The sequence below is a fragment of the Rhizobium sp. Leaf321 genome (genome assembly GCF_001423215.1).
Taxonomy (GTDB): domain Bacteria; phylum Pseudomonadota; class Alphaproteobacteria; order Rhizobiales; family Rhizobiaceae; genus Neorhizobium; species Neorhizobium soli.
In genome coordinates this window covers 673029-692246 of sequence record NZ_LMOF01000006.1, presented here as the reverse complement: position 1 = coordinate 692246, position 19218 = coordinate 673029, and the positions used below count along the sequence as shown (strand labels likewise).

Here is a 19218-nt window from a genome sequence, read left to right as displayed (position 1 = left end):
GAAGTCATCTCGTGCCGGAACATTCCGGCCAATTTCAGGCAGGAATACCGGATGACGCGGGCAAGCGCAATCATCCGGTAATCTGCAAGCCATCAAAGCCGGCCAAGCTTGGCCAGTTCAGTCAGTGCCGCCGCATCGCGGGCCGAAACATCCGGCCAGGCGGGATCGGACCCGACATCCGTCGTGACGCGCCACGAGCGGGCGCATTTGACGCCGTCCGCGGGCTTCGGCTCGACCGATACGCCAGACACTTCCGACAGACGGAACGCTGTCTGCGGGCCTTCGTCTGCCACGATCGTGATCGCGGACGTGATGCAGGTCTCTTCGAAATCCAGCCCGTCCAGCGCCTTCAAAAGCTCGGCATCGGCGACATGGACAACGGGTGCGGCTTCCAGCGACGAACCGATGCGCTTGTCCTTGCGCTCGATTTCCAGCGCGCCTGTGACGACCGAGCGAACCTTGCGGATCTTTGCCCATTTCTCGGCAACCGCATCGTTCTTCCACTCGGCAGGCACATCCGGGAACTGTTCCAGATGCACGGAGACGGCATCGGGCTTCAGGGACAGCCATGCCTCTTCCGTGGTGAAGGGCAGCATGGGTGCGAGCCAGGTGACCGTGCATTCGAAGATCTTGCGGATGACCGCAAGCGAGGCGCGACGGCGCAGCGACGACGGGGCGTCGCAATAAAGCGCATCCTTGCGGATGTCGAAGTAGAAGGCCGACAGTTCGATATTGCTAAAATCGATCAGCGCGCGGGCGATCTTCTTGAATTCGAACGCATCGTAGCCTTCACGCACCAGCTTATCCAGTTCGGACAGGCGGTGCAGCATCAGCTTTTCGAGCTCCGGCAGCTCGGCATAAGCGATCTCTTCGCCATCGTCGTGGGCCAGCGTGCCGAGCATCCAGCGGATGGTGTTGCGCAGCTTGCGATAGGCATCGACATTGGTCTGGATGATCGTCTTGCCGAGGCGCTGGTCTTCCCAGTAATCGGTGGTCATGACCCAGAGGCGCAGGATATCGGCGCCAGCATCCTTCATGACATCCTGAGGCGCCACGACATTGCCGAGCGACTTCGACATTTTCTGGCCCTTTTCATCCATGGTGAAGCCATGGGTGACGACCGTGTCATAGGGCGCGCGGCCGCGGGTGGCAGCCGATTCCAGAAGCGAGGAATGGAACCAGCCGCGATGCTGGTCGGAGCCTTCGAGATAGACGTCGGCCGGCCATTTCAGGTCCGGACGATCTTCGAGGGTGAACGTGTGGGTCGAGCCTGAATCGAACCAGACGTCGAGGATATCCATGACTTGGCGCCACTTGGCGCCGTCATGGGCATTGCCGAGGAAGCGTTCCTTGGCCCCTTCGGCAAACCAGGCATCGGCACCTTCTGCATCGAAGGCTTCCAGGATGCGGGCATTGACCTCTTCATCCTGCAGGACATTGCCTTCCTCATCGGCAAACACGCAGATCGGGACGCCCCAGGCGCGCTGGCGGGAAAGAACCCAGTCCGGGCGCTGCTCGATCATGGCGCGCAGGCGGTTCTGGCCGGCGGCGGGCACGAAGCGGGTATCGTCGATGGCGGTCAGCGCACGGGTGCGAAGCGTCGTTCCGTCCGCGAGGTCCTTGTCCATATAGACGAACCACTGCGGCGTATTGCGGAAGATGATCGGCTTCTTGGAGCGCCACGAATGCGGATAGGAGTGCTTCAGGCGGCCACGGGCAAACAGCGCGTTGCGTTCGATCAGCGCCTTGATGACGCGGTCGTTGGCATCGCCCTTCTTGCCGTTGTCATCCATGACGCGAGCGCCCTCGAAACCGGGGGCGTCGGTGGTGTAGGTGCCACTGTCATCGACCGGGAACGGGATGCGCGGATCGATGCCGCGGGCTTCGAGTTCCTTGACGCTGGACATCCAGGCCTCGAAATCCTCGCGGCCGTGGGACGGGGCGGTGTGGACGAAACCGGTACCGGCATCGTCGGTGACGTGGTCACCGGCGAGGAGTGGGACGGTGAAGTCGTAGCCGAGGTCCTTGAGGGGATGAGAAAGCGATATTGACGGGAACAGTTTTGTTCCCGGACCAAGTGCCAAGATATGCTCAAGTTCAACCTTCGCTTTCTTGGCTGCATCATCAGCTAAGCTCTGAGCAAGGATGACCTTCTCGCCCGGCTGTGGACCGAATGAGTTTTCGGCAGCTACAACTTTATAAACGCTGTAAGCGACGCGCGGAGAGTAGGCGACGGCCCTGTTGCCCGGGATGGTCCAAGGAGTAGTAGTCCATATGATAATGGACGCGTCTTCTAACTTTGCAACGATCGCCTGATCGACATTGCTCATTTCACGAAGTGCAGAAACGTCGACCGGGAACTTCACCCAGATCGTGTCGCTCTCGTAGTCGTGGTATTCGACCTCGGCTTCCGCCAGCGCCGTGCGCTCGACAACCGACCACATGATGGGCTTCGAGCCGCGATAGAGCTGGCCGCTCATGGCGATCTTCAGGAGCTCGCCGGCGATGCGGCTTTCCGAGTGGAAATCCATGGTCAGGTAGGGTTTGTCGAAATCGCCGACGATGCCGAGGCGCTTGAATTCTTCGGCCTGGATCGCGATCCACTTCTGCGCATAGGCGCGGCATTCCTTGCGGAATTCGATCATCGCGTCCGGCTGTTTCAGGTCGGGCTTGGCCTTGCCCTTGGCGCGGTAATTCTCTTCCTCGATCTTCCACTCGATCGGCAGACCGTGGCAATCCCAGCCGGGAACGTAGTTCGCATCATAGCCGCGCATCTGGAACGAGCGGGTGATGACGTCCTTGAGGATCTTGTTCAGCGCATGGCCGATATGGATGTTGCCGTTGGCGTAAGGAGGGCCATCGTGCAGCACGAATTTTTCGCGACCGGCGGCGGAGGTGCGCAGCTTCTTGTATAGGTCCATCTCGCGCCAGCGGGCAACGGTTTCCGGCTCTTTCTGCGGCAGGCCTGCCCGCATCGGAAACTCGGTCTCGGGCAGATAGAGGGTCTTCGAGTAATCGAGCTTTTCAGTCACTGTATCGGTCATATTGGCTATCGTCTCTGGCGCCGGGACAGGGGCGCATGCGGATGAATTCGGTGGCAGAAGCGCTCCTAGAAGCGCCGAAAACCCGGACCCTCCGGCCGACTGTTCAAGCCGCGCGGAAGGCCGGGCCGATAATTCGTATGATCATCGCGGCCATGATCCTGGCCCGCCGGAAATCTGTCATGGGGGCGGTTATTACGGTGTTTTTCGGGTGAAAGGAAGGGGCAAAACCGAGATGGTTCGTGGACTCCCTGCCCGCCCTTGGATTACAACTGACTATCTGACCAGTTGGAGGATGATATGCCGGAAAGACGTCAGGAAAACATCTGGAAGCTCGAAGATGCCAAGGCACGGTTTTCCGAGGTCGTGCGGCGCGCCCGCAACGAAGGCCCGCAGCACGTGACGGTGCGCGGCAAAGACAGCGTCGTGGTGATCAGCAGCGAAGAACTGGAACGGTTGAGCAGGCCGGCGCCCAAGACATCGCTGATCGATTTCATGGAAGGGTTGGGGCTGGAAGATCTCAATCTCGACCGCGGTGCCGACCGCGAACGGGACGTGGAGCTGTGATCGGCTGGCTTCTGGACACCAACGTCATTTCCGCCCTGATCAACCCGAACGGCGCGCCTTCCGTCAAGCGCTGGGCGGCAGACCAGGATGAAGATCGGCTGTTCATCAGCGTTCTGACGCTCGCCGAGTACGACAAGGGAATTGCGAACCTTCCCGAAAACGATGCCAATCGCTACCGCTACAAGGCCGCCACCGATGCACTGGCAGCGCGGTTCAGTGGCCGTATCCTGTCCGCGACCGATCCTGTCGTGCGCCGGTGGGGCGAGATCTCGGGACGCGTGAAGCGTGCCACCGGTCACGCGCCACCCGTTATCGACACCCTCTTCGCGGCGACCGCAATCGAGCACGATCTCTACCTAATCACCCGCAACGTCAAGGACGTCACCATCTCGGGCGCAGCGATCTTCGATCCCTGGCGGGACGATGTTGCGCAGTTTCCGTTGAGTGGCCGCTAAACCTTCGGGTTGGCTTTCATCACCGCCACCAAGGCATCGTTGATGCGATCCTGCCAGCCGGGGCCGTCGTCCTGGAAATATTCGATGACGGCGCTGTCGAGCTTCAGGGACACGAGTTCCTTTGCCTGAGGAGCAGCGCGTCGTTCCACTGCCGGAGCAGCGGGTTTCTTGACCGGCTTGAACAGCGCTTCGGCCGCTTCCATCGGGTTTACGGGCCTGCGGGGTGGGGTTGCCATGCGCTTATCCTCCGTTGTCGACATTCGATTCGAACGCGATCTTCATGTCCAGCTCGCCGAGCGGCTTTACGCCTGACAGCAGTGCCCTCGCCTCTGCCTCGTCGTTTTTCATCTGGGCGACCAGGGGGTCGAGGCCGTCGAATTTGAGTTCGGGGCGCAGGTAGCCGAAGAAGGAGACCGAGCTGATCTCGCCGTAGAGGTTTCCGGAGAAATCGAACAGATAGGTTTCGAGAAGCGGTGCGCCGTCGTCCGTCACCGTCGGGCGGCGGCCGTAGCTTGCGACGCCGTCATTCAGCGTGCCGTCGGCTCGTCTGAAGCGCACGGCGTAGATGCCGGGCTTGAGTTCCGTTTCAGGGGCAAGCTTCATGTTCGCGGTGGGATAGCCGAGCTGTCGGCCAAGCTGTTCGCCGCCGATCACTTCCGCCTCGACCGTGTAGCGATAGCCGAGCAGGCCTGCGGCAGCCACAACGTCTCCTTCGGCGATCAGATCGCGGATGCGGCTCGACGAGACAACCTCTGCGTTTTCGTCGCGAAAGGCATCCACCAGCGACACCGTAAAGCCGTAACGATCACCGGAGCCCATCAGGAAAGCCGGTCCGCCCTCACGGCCCTTGCCGAAATGGAAGTCGAAACCGGTAACGACGGCGCTTGCGCCCAGCCAGTCGATCAGGATTGTCTTCACGAAATCTTCGGCCGAACGGGTCGCGAAGTCGCGGTCGAACGGATATTCGATCACCGAGCGAAAACCCATCGCTTCCAGCAGCCGTGCCTTGAGAGGCGCCGGTGTCAGCCGGAAGACGGGCTGGTCGGGCTTGAAGACGGTGCGCGGATGCGGCTCGAAGGTCAGAACGAGTGCTGGCACGCCGCGGCTGGCGGCAAGCTCCAGCGCACGATCGAGCACGCTGCGATGGCCGCGATGGACGCCATCGAAATTGCCGATCGCGACGACGCCGCCCTTGAGGCTTTCGGGCAGCGGCTCCTTCATTTCGTTGCGGTGAAATACGGTCATGACAGGTTCCGGATCAGGCGAGGCGCGGCATCCAGAATTTCGGCGCCGCGTTCTCGCTTTTCAGCCATTCCTGCATGATCGCCTCATCGGTTTCGCCATCGACAGAATATTCCGCGATGTGAATGCCGGCACTGATATAAAGCAGGTCGAGGCCTTGCGAAAGCGCGCCACGAACATCGGTCGGCATGCCGTCGCCGATCGCGAGAACCCTCGCCTTGTCGACATCGCCGCGCTCCTGGCGGGCAATCGAGAGCGCCTCGTCGTAGATCGGCTTGTGCGGCTTGCCGGCGACGCGGACCTGGCCACCGAGCTGCTCGTAATAGGCGGCGACCGCACCGGCGCAGGGAATGATCCGGTGACCGCGCTCGACCACGAGATCCGGGTTGGCGCAGATCATCGGCACGTCGCGCGCAATGAAGGTGGTCAGCATCTGGGTATAGTCTTCGGGCACTTCCCTCTCGTCGTCGAAGAAGCCGGTGCAGACGACGCAATCGGCGTCGGCTTCAGAAACGATCTCGATACCCAGTCCGTCGAAGAAATTGAGGTCGCGTTCAGGCCCCAGCAGAAACACCTTCTTCGGACCTTCGGCGACCAGATGCCGGGTGACATCGCCAGACGTGACGATCCGGTCGTAGCTTTCGTCCGGCACGCCGAGCTGCTTCATCTGTTCGATGACGCCGGGTGCGGGACGCGGCGAGTTGGTGATCAGGACGACAGTGGCGCCGGCTTTTCTAGCGGCGGCCAAGGCTGTGCAGGAATGCTGGAAGGCTTCGACGCCGTTATGGACCACGCCCCAGACATCCGAAAGCACGACATCATAGCCGTCGATTACGTCGTTCAAATTCTGGATGCGCTTTGCCATGTCAAAAGTTCCTGCCGGTTTTGCCTGCTCGATTAGGAGGCTGACATCGCAAACCGTTGGCGAGATTACAAGGGACAAGGCGGTGAAAGGCGCCGCTGCGAGGCAGAACCTGGGAAAACTTCATATTTTTGCAATGGTCCGATCTTCACTGGATCAGGACGATTTGGGCGAGGAAACCGGCCGCCGCGCTGATGGCTAGCACCGGCACCATGCCGAGCTTCAGGACGAACAGCATGACGGAGGAGGCTGCGAAAAGCACGAGCGCGATGGGATCGAGGCTGGACCAGACCGGGACGGAAAGGCCAAATCCTGCTAGCGCAAAGAGATCGACGTGGCGAACCTCTCTGAACAGAACATGCAGGCCGAACCAGATCGCGAGGTTGAGGATGACGCCGACGACCGCGGCGGTGATGGCCGACAGCGCGCCCGATAAAAGGGCGTTGCCGCGCAGGCGCTCGATCAGGGGCGCGCCCGCAAAGATGAAGACGAAGCTCGGCACGAAGGTTGCCCAGGCAACAAGCAGGCCGCCGATTATTCCGCCTGTGACGGGGCCGAGACCGGACGCTTCCCGGAAGCCGACGAGGAAGCCGACGAAGGACAGAACCAGCACGAGCGGGCCCGGTGTGGTTTCGGCAAGCGCCAGTCCATCCAGCATTTCCCCCGGCTTAAGCCAGCCGTAATCGGCGACTGCGACCTGCGCCACATAGGCCAAAACCGCATAGGCGCCGCCGAAGGTGACCAGTGCCATCTTGGAGAAAAACGCGAACAGGCTGGACAAGCTTTCCGGTGCTCCGAAGGCCCAGAGCGCCAGGACAGGCGACTGCCAGACGAGGATCCAGAATACAAGCGTCGCGATCGTGCGGGCGACACCAGGTGTTTTCGCGCCGGGAGGGCCGTCTCCTTTGGCGACGCCGTCTTGAGTTTGCTGCCCCCCTGCCCGCGTCATCAGATAGCCTGCGAGACCGGCCGCAAACACGACGAGCGGAAACGGCAGGCTGAAGAAGAACAGGGCTATGAAGGCAACGGCCGCGACCCCGCGCAGGAAGGTAGTCTTCAACGTTCGGCGTCCGAGGCGGATCACTGCCTCCACCACGATTGCAAGGACCGCCGCCTTCAGGCCGAAGAACAGGCCGGCAAGCCATGTCGCATCCTGATAGAGGACGTAGGCTGCCGAAAGTCCCAGAATGATGGCAAGGCCGGGAAGCACGAAAAGAAGGCCGGAGACGATACCGCCGCGCACGCCAAACAGCAGCCAGCCGATATAGGTTGCCAGTTGCTGCGCTTCCGGGCCGGGCAGCAGCATGCAGTAGTTGAGGGCGTGCAGAAACCGCTCTTCCGAGAGCCAGCGTCTTTCTTCCACCAAAGTCTTGTGCATCATGCCGATCTGTCCGGCAGGCCCGCCGAAACTGAGGGCACCGATCCGGGCAAACACGGCCACGAGCTCACGAAAGCTCGGCGCTGCGCCCGGGTTTTGGTCGTTAAGCGTATTCTGCATGGCCGCTCCTTGAGCCCTGAATTTTTCAAGCCCGTTCTTGACTCAGCCCGCAGCCATCCTTATCTCGGGTCTCGTTAGCACTCTCGATAGATGAGTGCTAAACGTCACTCCGCGGGTCCTTGAGACCCGTCCATGTCATTTGATCGAGGGATTAGACAATGACAAGCACCAATTTTCGCCCCCTGCACGACCGCGTTGTAGTCAAGCGCGTCGAGTCTGAAGAAAAGACCAAGGGCGGCATCATCATTCCCGATACCGCCAAGGAAAAGCCAGCTGAGGGCGAAATCATCGCCGTTGGTCCTGGCGCCCGCGACGAAAGCGGCAAGCAGGTTGCACTCGACGTCAAGGTCGGCGACCGCGTTCTGTTCGGCAAGTGGTCGGGCACCGAAGTCAAGCTCGATGGCGTCGACCTTCTGATCATGAAGGAAGCCGACATCATGGGCATCATCGGCTGATTTTAGCCGACTGCTCTTCTTCCAATATTTGCTGACACCCCTTTTCAGGAGTTCCCAACATGGCAGCTAAAGAAATCAAGTTTGGCCGCACCGCGCGCGAAAAGATGCTTCACGGCGTCGATATCCTCGCTGACGCAGTGAAGGTCACGCTCGGCCCAAAGGGTCGTAACGTCATCATCGACAAGTCCTTCGGCGCTCCGCGCATCACCAAGGACGGTGTTTCGGTCGCCAAGGAAATCGAACTTGAAGACAAGTTCGAAAACATGGGCGCCCAGATGGTCCGCGAAGTTGCTTCGAAGACCAACGACATCGCCGGCGACGGCACAACGACTGCTACCGTTCTTGCACAGGCCATCGTTCGCGAAGGCAACAAGGCAGTGGCCGCCGGCATGAACCCGATGGACCTGAAGCGCGGCATCGATCTCGCCGTTGCAGAAGTCGTCAAGGATCTCCAGGCCAACGCCAAGAAGATCTCGACTTCGGAAGAAGTTGCACAGGTCGGCACGATTTCGGCAAACGGCGACGCACAGGTCGGCCGTGACATTGCTGAAGCCATGCAGAAGGTCGGCAACGAAGGTGTTATCACCGTCGAAGAAGCCAAGACCGCTGAAACCGAACTCGAAGTCGTCGAAGGCATGCAGTTCGACCGCGGCTACCTGTCGCCTTACTTCGTGACCAACCCGGAAAAGATGGTCGCCGATCTCGACGACGCTTACATCCTTCTGCACGAAAAGAAGCTTTCGAACCTTCAGGCCATGCTGCCTGTTCTCGAAGCTGTCGTTCAGACCGGCAAACCGCTCCTGATCATCGCTGAAGACGTCGAAGGCGAAGCTCTTGCAACGCTCGTCGTCAACAAGCTGCGTGGCGGCCTGAAGATTGCTGCCGTCAAGGCTCCTGGCTTCGGCGACCGCCGCAAGGCCATGCTGGAAGACATCGCCATCCTGACGGGCGGCACTGTCATCTCCGAAGACCTCGGCATCAAGCTCGAAACCGTAACGCTCGACATGCTCGGCCGTTCGAAGAAGGTTTCGATCACCAAGGAAAATACGACGATCGTCGACGGCGCCGGTCAGAAGACCGACATCGAAGGCCGCGTTGCACAGATCAAGGCACAGATCGAAGAAACTTCTTCGGACTATGACCGCGAAAAGCTGCAGGAACGTCTTGCCAAGCTCGCTGGCGGCGTTGCCGTCATCCGCGTCGGCGGCTCCACGGAGATCGAAGTCAAGGAACGCAAGGACCGCATCGACGACGCGCTCAACGCGACGCGCGCTGCCGTTCAGGAAGGCATCGTCCCAGGCGGCGGTACCGCACTCCTGCGCGCTTCGACCAAGATCACGTCCAAGGGCGCGAACGACGACCAGGAAGCCGGCATCAACATCGTCCGCAAGGCGCTGCAGTCGCTGGTTCGCCAGATCGCAACCAACGCTGGTGACGAAGCTTCGATCGTTGTCGGCAAGATCCTCGACGGCGACAGCGACAACTTCGGCTACAACGCCCAGACGTCGGAATATGGCGACATGATCGCCATGGGTATCGTCGACCCGGTCAAGGTCGTTCGCACGGCTCTGCAGAACGCAGCTTCGGTTGCTTCGCTGCTGATCACCACCGAAGCCATGATTGCCGAACTTCCTAAGAAGGAATCGGCTGGCGGCGGCATGGGCGGCGGCGGCATGGGCGGCATGGGCGGAATGGACATGATGTGATCAGGCCGTAAGGTCTGCACATCTGATCCTTCAGGTTCAGTGTTTCGGAAAGGGCGTCGGGCAACCGGCGCCCTTTCTGCTATTGAGGCATACGGCATGCATAGCATTTCCCCCTCTGAACTTACCGAACGACAAGGACTGATAATTTTTATTCGTATAAAATAGTAATTCGGCAGTGACGCTCTTCTAAGCAACTTCACATTAACTGCGCTTAATCAAACACCAACGCGCAGGTTGCCATGAAGCACGTATCTTTGATCGGTAAATTTCTGACGCTCATGTCGTTCTTCGGCATATTCGTCGTCGCAACTGCCTTCTACAGCAGCAACAGCATTCGAACGCTGGATAGCGAGTATGGCGGGCTTCTCCAGCAGGAAAGTCTGGCAACTTTGGCAATTGCACGCGCCAATCGCTACATGCAGACCGGGCACGCTGCCGTTGGCGACCTGCTTGTGTCGCGCACTGACGCAGAGAACGCGAGCAATCTTGCGGCGTTTGAAAAAGCCAAATCCTCTTTTGGTGGCTGGATGGACAAGGCGATGGCGGCCCTTCCCGCTAATGCCAAGCTGGCGCCGATCAAGGCGGAAGGTTTGAGCGTTCTCAATGACGCTTGCGGCCCTGTGGTTCAGGCCGCAGCTCAGGCCACGGACGAGGCTGCCGTGCTGGCGTCTCAGGAAGCCTTCATGAGGGACTGCAAGCCGAAGTTTGCGGCCGTTACCGAAAAACTCACGGTGGTGACCGACGAAGTGATGACAGCTGCAAATCAGGAAAGCGAAAATCTCAGCGCCAGTGCGAAGACAACCATCTACGCCACTTTCGGGGCCGTTATCGGAGGTCTCGCCCTCGTGCTCGTCGCAGGCTTCTTCCTGATCCGTGCCTGGCTTGCACGACCCATCCAGCACTTGCAGCGCACGATGCTGACCCTTGCAAACGGGGATCTGTCGGCGCTGGTGGCCGGCGCGGACCGCCGCGACGAGGTCGGCAGCATGGCCAAGGCCTTGCAGGTGTTCAAGGACAATGCTCTGCGCAGCAAGGAAATGGAGCATGAAGCCGAGCTGAACCGTACGACCCAGGAAGCGGACCGTGTCCGCAACGCGGAGAGCGAACGCCAACGCAGCGAGGCGATGGCCGAGGCGACCAATGGTCTGGCGGAAGGCCTCAAGCGGCTCTCGGCCGGAGACCTGACCTTCCAATTGGACCGGGCTTTCGCCGCAGACTTCGAAGGCTTGCGAGCGGATTTCAACGACTCGGTCGCCAAGCTGCGCGACACGCTCCACTCCGTCGCCAACGCCACCAACGCGATCGACGGCGGATCCCGCGAACTCAGCCAGAGCGCCGGCGACCTGTCGAAACGTACCGAACAGCAGGCCGCCTCGCTCGAAGAGACAGCTGCAGCGCTCGACCAGATCACGGCCAATGTCAGCACCTCCACCAGCCGCACGGAAGAAGCCCGGTCGATGGCGATCGAAGCCAATCAATCGGCTGCCCAGTCCGGCGCCGTCGTTGCAAAAGCGGTCGATGCGATGCAGCGGATCGAACAGTCGTCCTCGCAGATCTCCAACATCATCGGCGTGATCGACGAAATCGCCTTCCAGACCAACCTTCTCGCCCTCAATGCGGGCGTTGAGGCGGCGCGCGCCGGTGAAGCCGGCAAGGGCTTTGCGGTGGTTGCCCAGGAAGTGCGCGAGCTCGCGCAGCGCTCAGCGCAGGCGGCAAAGGAGATCAAGGACCTGATCCGGAACTCGGCGTCCGAAGTCAAGAATGGCGTCGAACTGGTGAGCGCCACAGGCACTGCGCTTCAGGTGATCCAGAATCATGTCGTGGCGATCAACTCGCAGCTCGATGCGATTGCCACGTCCGCAAAGGAACAGTCGGTCGGCCTGTCGGAAGTCAATGTTGCCGTCAACCAGATGGACCAGGTAACCCAGCAGAACGCCGCGATGGTGGAAGAAGCAACGGCGGCAAGCGCTGCGCTTGCCCAGGAAGCCCAGCGACTGCGCGAGCTCGTCGGTCGGTTCAACACCGAAGGCGACCGCGGGATGTCCGCATCGGTGCGCGTTGCCGATCACGCAACCGCCCGCGCCACCCCCTCGCCGGCACGCACCCTCGCCAAGAAGGTTGCGTCGGCCTTCGGTTCGCTAGCGCCAGCCGCCTCCAACTGGGAAGAGTTCTGATTGACCACATTGACGAACCGAAAGGGCGGTCTCCGGGCCGCCCTTTTTTCGTTTCGCGCCCATAAAGAAACCGCCCGGCAGAGCCGGACGGTCAAAGGTCATTTCAAGTGCCGCTCGGCTTAGTACATCGTGCGGCCGTTGTTGTTCTTGCGGTAGATGTTGCGCGACGCGTTGTTCTGGCGGCGCTCGATCTCGCGGCGCTCGCGCGGGGTGATTACGCCATCGCGGGCTGCGCGGTTCTGGGCGCGATCGATGCGGTTCTGCTGGCGAGCGATGTTGCGAAGCTCCTGCGGCGTCAGTTTGCCGGTGACGGCACCGCGGTAGATCCGGTTTTCCTGCCGGTTTTCGCGGCTTTCGCTGCGGTATGTCTGCGCAAAGCTCGGCACTGCAAATGCAGACGCCATGACGAGTGCGAGCGTGGTGATGGCGATCTTCTTCATATCTTCCTCCTAGTTCGAGGTCGAACTCAATGTGAGAACGACCCGATGGTAGGTGCCAAACGGTGAACCCCGGCTGAAGGTTGCGTTCACCTTCGCTCGCATATGCGATTTTTTGCACATTCTAAAATGGCCTTGATCGTTCACTTTTATGAGACAAACAGTCTCCGATCGTTCATCTTTCGCGTTTGGCAGAAAGGGGTAATGTCCGGTTCAAGAATTCACACGCGGCGGGGAGAAAGATCCAGCGCCGCAACCCGGAGACTTCCCATGTCCAGCACCAACAACATCATCATCCTTGTCGCGCGTATCCTTTTGTCGTTCATGTTCATCTTTGCCGGCTTCGGTAAGCTGGCCGATCCTGCAGGCACTGCCGGCATGATCGCAGGCGCCGGCATGCCGGCTGCAACCGCCCTTGCCTATCTCGCCGGCCTGTTCGAATTCGTTGCCGGTCTTGCCGTTCTCGTCGGCTTCCAGACCAAGATCGCCGGCTGGGCCATCGCCCTGTTCTGCATCTTTACCGGCGTGATGTTCCATTCGGGCACCGTTGCCGTTCCCGGCTGGCCGGATGCCGCTCTTGGCTGGATCAACACGCTCAACGGCATCATGCTGATGAAGAACGTGACGCTGGCCGGCGCCTACATCCTGCTCGCCACCTACGGCCCAGGTCTCTACTCGGTCGATGCACGCCGCGGTAAGGTCGCAATCGCTGCCTAACCTTTGAGCGTTCCCTGCCATGAAGGCCCGCCAGTCAACTGACTGGTGGGCTTTTTTTATTCTTGAATTGCTATGATGTCCGGCGGCGGATGTTCTTTGCCAGCCAGACGGTTGCGCCACCGCATTGCGGATCCTGGGCGACGCTTGCCAGCACCTCGAAGCCGTTTTTTGTAAGAAGCGCTTCGTATTCCTCCGGTGACAGGCTGGCGTGGTAAAGCGGTTCACCGCCGAACTCCCCCATCGCCTCTCCTTCGAAATGGCCGGCGGTAAACATCAGCGCCGCACCGGGGCCAGCGAGTGCTGCAAAGCGCGGGAACATGGCGCGCTGGTCCTGCGGGTTGAGGTGGAAGAAGCTGTGCCAGGCGATGATGCCATCGAACTTGGTCGGCTGGTAGAACTTGCGCATGTCGGCAACGATCCAGGCGCGGCCCGGAAACCGTTCGCGGGCAAGCCCGATCAGCGTTTCCGACGTATCGACGCCGGTGAGGCGAAGATTGCGGCGGATCAGATCTGCCGCAATCGGTTCCGCTGCACCGCAGCCGAGATCGAGCACGTGACCGCGCGGCGGCATGGTGGCCGCAAACCTGTCGAGCCACGGCCTCTCGAACAGGGTCTTGCCGCGCAGCTTGTCGAAGGCAGCTGCGTGGCGTTCGTAGAGCCCGATGATATTGGCGTCTTCGCCGGCCATCAGAGCGCGTTGCGCACGGCGTCGACGATATGCGCGATGCGCGGATCGCTCTCATGCGCGGATTTGCGCGCTCTCACCAAGCAGGCCTGCGACTTCAGGATGACGCCATCCGACAGGATCTTCAGGTGGTTGGCGCGCAGTGTCGAGCCGGTCGAGGTGATATCGACGATGATATCGGCCTGGCCTGCCGCCGGTGCGCCTTCCGTGGCGCCGAGGCTTTCGACGATGCGGTAAAGCTGAATGCCGTGCTGCGACGAGAAATGCTGCTGGGTGAGCCGCCAGTATTTCGTGGCGATCTGCAACCGCCGACCGTGACGCGCGCGAAAATCGGCGGCGACATCGCCGAGATCGGCCATGGTATCGACGTCGAGCCAGATTTCCGGAACGGCGACGACCACATCCGCATGGCCGAAACCGAGGCGGGCGACGATCTCGACCTGCCGGTCCGCATCGACCAGTCCCTCGCGCACGAGATCCTCGCCGGTGACGCCGAAATCGACGGCGCCGGCGCCCAGTTCACGGGCGATCTCGGAGGCCGAGAGAAAGGCGATCTCGATATCCTCATGGCCTTCGACGCGACCGCGATAGGAGCGGTCATTGCCGACGGCGACGATGGGAAGGCCGGCGCGCTCGAAGATCGCCGAGGCGTCGTCCTTCATGCGGCCCTTGGAGGGCAAAGCGATGGTAATGGTCATCAGCGCGCCCTCGCCTGTTCGATCCGGTCGAGCCACAGCGAAAAGCCGACGGCCGGAATATCGTCGACGGCGCCGAGCAGCGTCAGCAGCCGATCGAAGCGACCGCCGCCGACCAGAACCGCATCCGACCCCTTTTGCGTGACCTCGAAAACGAGGCCAGTGTAATAATCGAGCGGACGACCGAAGGCGGCACGGTATGTGATGCGCGACGGGTCCATGCCGAGATCCTGAAGCGCTGCAACGCGGGCTTCGAATTCGCCAAGCGCATGGCCGAAGGACAGGCCTGCGGCATCGGCAAAACCGGCAAGAGCGGCGGCTGCCTCCGAAAGTGGCAGTTCCAGCGACAGGAACTCGCTTAAGAGAAGAAGTGCTGCGCCATCCAGCCGGGTTTCGGCGAGCGCCAGCTTTTCCGTCAACCGTGCGGCAATCTCGCGCGGCGAGCGGCTGGCATTGGTGGAATAGCCGGTGTCTTGCATGGTCCGGTCAATATGGTCGATCAGCGCCGCCTCGTCCTTGCGCAGGAGATCGGCAAGTTCTAGCGACAGGCCGGCGACCGGCTGCGGGGTCGCAAGCGTCAGCAGCAGTTGTTTCAGAAGCGCGGTATTGCCAAACGCCTGGATCAGCCGCTTCTGCCAGCCGAGCGGCAGGCCGAGCGAGCGCACGACCGCTTCGAACACGGTCTGATCGCCGAGCGTGATCGTGAGAGCGCGACCGGGAAGCAGGCTTGCGATGATTTCGACCGCATCGGTGACGGCCCGGGCATCGGCGCTTGCGACGTTCTTTTCGCCGAGATCCTCGATGCCGGCCTGATAGAACTCGTTGTCGCCGTCACGCCGCTGGCGAAACACTTCGCCGAGATAGCAATAGCGCCGCGGCGTGCCGGTGGCGGTCTCGATATGGCGCAGGCAGACGGGAATGGTGAATTCCGGCCGCAGACACAGGCTTTCGCCGCGCTCGCTTTCGGTGAGGAAGATGCGGCGGCGAAGATCCTCGCCGGCCATGTCGAGAAAGGGTGCTGCCGGCTGGATCACCGGCGTATCGATGCGGGCCGCACCGCGACCGGCAAATTCATCGAGCAGGCGGCCGGAGAATTCGGGCATGTTGATCAGCGGCATGGGACGGCTCCTGCGGTAGGGGAGAAAGTCCCCCTCTGGGCTGCCGCCCATCTCCCCCACGGGGGGGGAGAAGACCCGCGGCAATCGCCGATCTCACCAGCGAGGCGCAGCAGGAGATCCGACGCTGGCGTCACGCACCAACGCGCTCCCTCCCCCTTGTGGGGAGGGTTGGGGAGGGGAAAAGCCACCGGCACAGACATCATTCGCCCTTCGCCCGCCTGCGATCTTCGGCCTGGGCTGCCAGGATTTCCTGCACCTTGGCGACGAGATCGGCTTCTGCGACCGTATCCTGCGCGACGCGGGCTTCGCGCCATTCGGCATTGTCGGTGATCTCGCCGGAGAGGCGCTTGCCCTCGAACAGGTCCTTCAGCTGCACGACACCCTCGGCGCGCTCGTCGCCGCCCTGGATGATGGCGATCGGGCAGCCTCTGCGGTCGGCATATTTCAGCTGGTTGCCGAATTTCTTCCAGTTGCCCTGGTACATTTCAGCGCGAATGCCGGCTTGGCGGAGATCCTGCGTGAATTTCTGGTAGCGTCCCATGCTCTCGACATCACCATCCATGACGGTGACGAGGACGGGTGCGACCACCTCATCCTGGCCGAGCTTGCCAAGGTTCTTCAGCGCCGTCAGCAGCCGCGAGACGCCGATGGAGAAACCGGTGGCCGGCACCGGCTGGCCCATGAAGCGCGACACGAGACCATCGTAACGACCACCGCCGCCCACGGACCCGAACACGACCTTTTCGCCTTTATCATTTGTGACGTCGAAGGTGAGTTCGGCTTCGAAGACCGGGCCGGTGTAGTATTCGAGGCCGCGGACGACGGAGGGGTCGATCTTGATACGATCGGGGCCGTAACCGGCACCTGTTGCCAGCGCGCCGATGATGTTCAGTTCCTCAACGCCCTCGCTGCCCCTGGCTGTTCCAGCAACCAGTTCGCCGAGTTCAGCCGCGCTTTCCGCGTAATCCTTGATGCCAACGAAGAAGAGAACCTTTTCGATCTGTTCCTCGCCAAGTCCCGCACCCTTGGTGAAGTCGCCACTCTCATCCTTGCGGCCGGCACCCAGCAACAGAGCAACGCCCTCAGGGCCGAACTTGTCGAGCTTATCGATGGCGCGCAGCACGTTCAGCCGCTGGCCGGCCTTGTCGTCGCCACCGAGGCCGATCGCCTCCATGACGCCATCCAGAACCTTGCGGTTGTTTACCCGGATCACGTAATCGCCGCGCTTGATGCCCAGCGCTTCCATCGTGTCGGCCATCATCATGCACATTTCGGCATCGGCCTGGACGCCGGGTGCGCCGACCGTATCGGCGTCGAACTGCATGAACTGGCGGAAGCGGCCGGGGCCTGGCTTTTCATTGCGGAAGACGTAGCCGGCGCGGTAGGTGCGGAAAGGCAGCTGGATCTCGTTGAAGTTTTCCGCGACGTGGCGGGCGAGCGGCGCGGTCAGATCGTAGCGCAGCGACATCCACTGTTCGTCGTCGTCCTGCAGCGAGAAGACGCCCTCGTTGGGGCGGTCGCTGTCGGGCAGGAACTTGCCGAGCGCATCGGTATATTCGAACAGCGGCGTCTCGAGCGGATCGAAACCGTAGCGCTCGTAGACTTCGCGGATTTTTCCGACCATTTCGTTGGTGGCGTGGATATCGGCGCTCGAACGATCGACAAAGCCGCGCGGCAGGCGGGCCTTCAGTTTCTGGGGCTTCTTTTGTTTGTCGCTCATGATCGATATTCCATTGCCTTCGGGCCTTCGGGAAAGGCCGGATTAGTGTGCGGTTTCTTAGAGGATGACAGCCGGAGCGGCAAGGGCGGCCGCTGGCGAACAGGCCAGAGCGGTGGTATATATTGCGCCACCACAAGGGTTACGGCCATGAACAAGCGCGTCACGATCGAAATGCCGGATGAAATGCTGAAGCTTGTCGAAGACTACGCCGCAGAGGCCGGCTCCGCGCCGGACGTCTATATGCGAGATGTCATCGAGCAGCATCTCGAGAATATGTACGATATCGCGGCCGGGGAAGCGGCCATGGAACGTCTCCAAGCCGGTGAGAAAACCTACACCTGGGACGAGATGGAGCGCGAGCTTGGCCTGGAAAATTGACTTTCAGGCAACCGCAATCAAACAGCTCAGCAAGATGGGCTCTACAGAGTCCTCCCGCATACGGGAATTTCTCCACACGCGGGTCAAGCCGCTGGATAACCCACGCAAGCTTGGCGAAGCCCTGCAGGGGTCAAGGTTCAAGCACCTTTGGCGATACAAGGTCGGTGACTACCGCATCATCTGTGATATTCAGGACCAGAAACTCGTCGTGCTCGTGATGGAAGTCGGCCATCGCCGGAAAGTCTATCGCTAAGCCATGATCCTCGAAGCGCTTCACTACACCGCGACCTTGCCGGTCACGCCAGCTGAATTCCGGCCGTTTATCCGGTCCTCGGTCAATCTATGGTCGCGGGCCAATCGATGCGCCGATGCCTGGGCGCCGCATGAGGAAAATTGCAAGGCTTTCATTCGTGAAACGATTGTCGGGATGAAGCAGCGGCGGACCGTCGTCGTGCTTGGCTCGGGGCTGTTGCGCGACGTGCCGATCGAGGATCTGGCGAAGGCGTTCGATACGGTCGTGCTGGTCGATCTGGTGCATCTCGCCTCCGTGCGGCTGCGGATGCTTGCGGGCAGATACCGGAATGTGCGGCTGATTTCGCGCAATCTCTCGGGTCTCGACGCGGCACTTGCGGGCGACGTGCCGGAGCCTTTGGCGTTTCTGCGGCAGGTGCCGTATCTCGATCTGGTCGTGTCGGCCAATATCCTGTCTCAGATCGGCGTCGGCGCACGGCGGCAGCTCGAGAAGACCGGGCATGCGGAACCGGATGCCATCGTCGCCAAGCTCGTAAACGCGCATCTGGACGGCATCTCCGCCCTGCCCTGCCGGCAGATCCTTTTGACCGATACCGCCTACAGGATTGTCGATCGGCAGGGAGAGGTTCTGGAGACAACGGATCTTCTGGCCGGCCTTACGCCGCCGCAGGCGGTCCGAGCCTGGTGCTGGCCGGTCGCGCCCTATGGCGAACTTGGCCGTGAGTATCAGGCTGTCCATGATGTGATCGCGCGGTAGCTTGATTTGCGCGAAGCTGCGTTTTAGCTTTGGTGCATGATGACACGCACGCTCCCCATCGCCGCCGCCGTTCTTGCCCTTTCCTTCAGCCTGGCCGTTGCGCAGGACATGAAGGGGCATGACCATTCCTCGACAAAGCCGCAGGGACAGACGGACACAAGCCCGTCTACGAAGGCCTACAAGGATGCGGCTGCAAAAATGCACAGCGACATGTCGCTGAACTATTCCGGCGATGCAGATGTCGATTTCGCGCGCGGCATGATCGCTCACCACCAAGGCGCGATCGATATGGCCAAGGTCGAGCTGGAACACGGCAAGGACCCTGACCTGCGCAAGCTGGCTGAAGAGATCATCAAGGCGCAGGAAAAGGAAATTGCCGAGATGCAGGCATGGCTGAAGGCGAAGGGACAGTAAGCTTCGAAGCTTGTCCAACGTCGCATCCTTCCGTATCTTGACGGT

General features: G+C 61.1%; 20 protein-coding genes. 10 read left to right on the top strand and 10 right to left on the bottom strand.

Features of this window, described 5'->3' with window-relative positions; all coding sequences use genetic code 11:
- Positions 1-92: 92 nt before the first annotated feature.
- Positions 93-3044, bottom strand: coding sequence for an isoleucine--tRNA ligase (gene ileS, locus ASF70_RS09655; protein ID WP_062579317.1), 2952 nt, complete (start codon positions 3042-3044; stop codon positions 93-95).
- 297 nt (positions 3045-3341) lie between these two features.
- Between ileS and ASF70_RS09650 the strand changes: the two genes are divergently transcribed.
- Both ASF70_RS09650 and ASF70_RS09645 read left to right on the top strand, forming a co-directional pair.
- Positions 3342-3608, top strand: a complete 267-nt coding sequence (locus tag ASF70_RS09650; RefSeq protein ID WP_062579315.1) for a type II toxin-antitoxin system Phd/YefM family antitoxin — start codon at positions 3342-3344, stop codon at positions 3606-3608.
- Entirely contained in the window at positions 3605-4063 is a 459-nt protein-coding gene (locus ASF70_RS09645; RefSeq protein ID WP_062579313.1) for a type II toxin-antitoxin system VapC family toxin, read from the top strand. The genes ASF70_RS09650 and ASF70_RS09645 overlap by 4 nt, the downstream gene beginning before the upstream one ends.
- Here the strand turns inward: ASF70_RS09645 and ASF70_RS09640 are convergent.
- The 4 genes from ASF70_RS09640 to chrA all read right to left on the bottom strand — a co-directional run bounded on the left by ASF70_RS09640 (position 4060) and on the right by chrA (position 7665).
- On the bottom strand, positions 4060-4299 hold the full coding sequence (locus ASF70_RS09640; protein ID WP_062579311.1) for a BrnA antitoxin family protein: 240 nt from the start codon (positions 4297-4299) through the stop codon (positions 4060-4062). The two genes, ASF70_RS09645 and ASF70_RS09640, sit on opposite strands and share 4 nt — an antisense overlap.
- 4 nt (positions 4300-4303) lie before the next feature.
- On the bottom strand, positions 4304-5308 hold the full coding sequence (locus ASF70_RS09635; protein ID WP_062579309.1) for a bifunctional riboflavin kinase/FAD synthetase: 1005 nt from the start codon (positions 5306-5308) through the stop codon (positions 4304-4306).
- 13 nt (positions 5309-5321) lie between these two features.
- The gene (locus tag ASF70_RS09630; protein WP_062579307.1) at positions 5322-6170 is read right to left on the bottom strand and encodes a TIGR01459 family HAD-type hydrolase; all 849 of its coding nucleotides are present in this window, start codon (positions 6168-6170) and stop codon (positions 5322-5324) included.
- Positions 6171-6315: 145 nt separating this feature from the next.
- Positions 6316-7665, bottom strand: coding sequence for a chromate efflux transporter (gene chrA / locus ASF70_RS09625; RefSeq protein ID WP_062579305.1), 1350 nt, complete (start codon positions 7663-7665; stop codon positions 6316-6318).
- Positions 7666-7823: 158 nt separating this feature from the next.
- Between chrA and groES the strand changes: the two genes are divergently transcribed.
- The 3 genes from groES to ASF70_RS09610 all read left to right on the top strand — a co-directional run bounded on the left by groES (position 7824) and on the right by ASF70_RS09610 (position 12000).
- Positions 7824-8120: a co-chaperone GroES gene (groES, locus tag ASF70_RS09620; protein ID WP_062453716.1), complete on the top strand. Its 297-nt coding sequence runs from the start codon at positions 7824-7826 to the stop codon at positions 8118-8120.
- Between the two features lie 59 nt (positions 8121-8179).
- Positions 8180-9826 carry a chaperonin GroEL gene (gene groL / locus ASF70_RS09615; RefSeq protein ID WP_062453717.1) on the top strand — a complete coding sequence of 549 codons (1647 nt, stop codon included), beginning with the start codon at positions 8180-8182 and terminating at the stop codon, positions 9824-9826.
- Between the two features lie 239 nt (positions 9827-10065).
- A complete protein-coding gene (locus ASF70_RS09610; protein ID WP_062579302.1) occupies positions 10066-12000 on the top strand; it encodes a methyl-accepting chemotaxis protein in 1935 nt (644 codons plus the stop codon).
- Positions 12001-12119: 119 nt separating this feature from the next.
- Here the strand turns inward: ASF70_RS09610 and ASF70_RS09605 are convergent, their stop codons facing one another.
- On the bottom strand, positions 12120-12440 hold the full coding sequence (locus ASF70_RS09605; RefSeq protein ID WP_062453719.1) for a hypothetical protein: 321 nt from the start codon (positions 12438-12440) through the stop codon (positions 12120-12122).
- Between the two features lie 267 nt (positions 12441-12707).
- On the opposite strand from ASF70_RS09605, the gene ASF70_RS09600 reads away from it, so the two are divergent.
- Positions 12708-13154 (top strand): DoxX family protein, encoded by a 447-nt coding sequence (locus ASF70_RS09600; RefSeq protein WP_062453720.1) that lies wholly within the window; start codon positions 12708-12710, stop codon positions 13152-13154.
- 70 nt (positions 13155-13224) lie between these two features.
- Here the strand turns inward: ASF70_RS09600 and ASF70_RS09595 are convergent, their stop codons facing one another.
- The 4 genes from ASF70_RS09595 to hisS form a co-directional block, all read right to left on the bottom strand.
- Complete coding sequence (locus ASF70_RS09595) at positions 13225-13842, bottom strand: class I SAM-dependent methyltransferase (RefSeq protein WP_062579301.1); 618 nt, start codon at positions 13840-13842, stop codon at positions 13225-13227.
- Positions 13842-14537, bottom strand: a complete 696-nt coding sequence (hisG, locus tag ASF70_RS09590; RefSeq protein WP_062579299.1) for an ATP phosphoribosyltransferase — start codon at positions 14535-14537, stop codon at positions 13842-13844. The genes ASF70_RS09595 and hisG overlap by 1 nt, the downstream gene beginning before the upstream one ends.
- On the bottom strand, positions 14537-15652 hold the full coding sequence (locus ASF70_RS09585) for an ATP phosphoribosyltransferase regulatory subunit (RefSeq protein WP_062579297.1): 1116 nt from the start codon (positions 15650-15652) through the stop codon (positions 14537-14539). Before ASF70_RS09585 ends, hisG begins: the two co-directional genes overlap by 1 nt.
- A 199-nt stretch (positions 15653-15851) precedes the next feature.
- Complete coding sequence (gene hisS / locus ASF70_RS09580) at positions 15852-17372, bottom strand: histidine--tRNA ligase (protein WP_062579295.1); 1521 nt, start codon at positions 17370-17372, stop codon at positions 15852-15854.
- 147 nt (positions 17373-17519) lie between these two features.
- Between hisS and ASF70_RS24600 the strand changes: the two genes are divergently transcribed.
- Genes ASF70_RS24600 through ASF70_RS09560 form a run of 4 tightly spaced genes read left to right on the top strand, consistent with a single transcriptional unit; the run spans position 17520 to position 19173 of the window.
- Positions 17520-17750 (top strand): DUF6290 family protein, encoded by a 231-nt coding sequence (locus tag ASF70_RS24600; RefSeq protein ID WP_062579291.1) that lies wholly within the window; start codon positions 17520-17522, stop codon positions 17748-17750.
- On the top strand, positions 17734-18003 hold the full coding sequence (locus ASF70_RS09570) for a type II toxin-antitoxin system RelE/ParE family toxin (RefSeq protein WP_062579289.1): 270 nt from the start codon (positions 17734-17736) through the stop codon (positions 18001-18003). Before ASF70_RS24600 ends, ASF70_RS09570 begins: the two co-directional genes overlap by 17 nt.
- Before the next feature lie 3 nt (positions 18004-18006).
- Positions 18007-18759 (top strand): hypothetical protein, encoded by a 753-nt coding sequence (locus ASF70_RS09565; protein ID WP_062579287.1) that lies wholly within the window; start codon positions 18007-18009, stop codon positions 18757-18759.
- A gap of 36 nt (positions 18760-18795) precedes the next feature.
- Positions 18796-19173 carry a DUF305 domain-containing protein gene (locus ASF70_RS09560; protein ID WP_174195687.1) on the top strand — a complete coding sequence of 126 codons (378 nt, stop codon included), beginning with the start codon at positions 18796-18798 and terminating at the stop codon, positions 19171-19173.
- Positions 19174-19218: the final 45 nt, after the last annotated feature.